This window comes from Bacillus cereus group sp. N21 (assembly GCF_016483395.1).
Lineage (GTDB): Bacteria > Bacillota > Bacilli > Bacillales > Bacillaceae_G > Bacillus_A > Bacillus_A pseudomycoides.
Genome location: NZ_JAEHBX010000310.1, coordinates 1 through 295, shown reverse-complemented (window position 1 = coordinate 295; position 295 = coordinate 1). Strand labels below are relative to the sequence as shown.

Sequence of the window (295 nt, the reverse complement as noted above, 5' to 3'; positions counted from 1 at the left end):
CGCTAGATGATACTTTTAATCATTTGCGGTCACTACAATTATGGATGCAGTAACGCCAATTGATAAGTATCGTGAAATTATGGGTGTGCCGTTACCGAAAGTTTGGGAGACGTTATTACCAGACCATTCTATTGAAGTGAGAGAACAAACAGACGCATATTTTTTGGAAAGATTAATTGAAAACATAAAGAGCGGAAAAGGTGCTTTATATCCGAATGTAAAAGAAGTATTTACGCACATAAAAGAAAATAATTGTTCAATATACATTGCTAGTAATGGCTTAAAAGAATACTTA

The 295-nt window shown here is 33.6% G+C and carries 1 pseudogene; it reads left to right on the top strand.

The annotated features are described in order from the left end of the window. A pseudogene (locus tag JDS96_RS30995) lies at positions 1-295 on the top strand (nucleosidase); the annotation flags it as partial.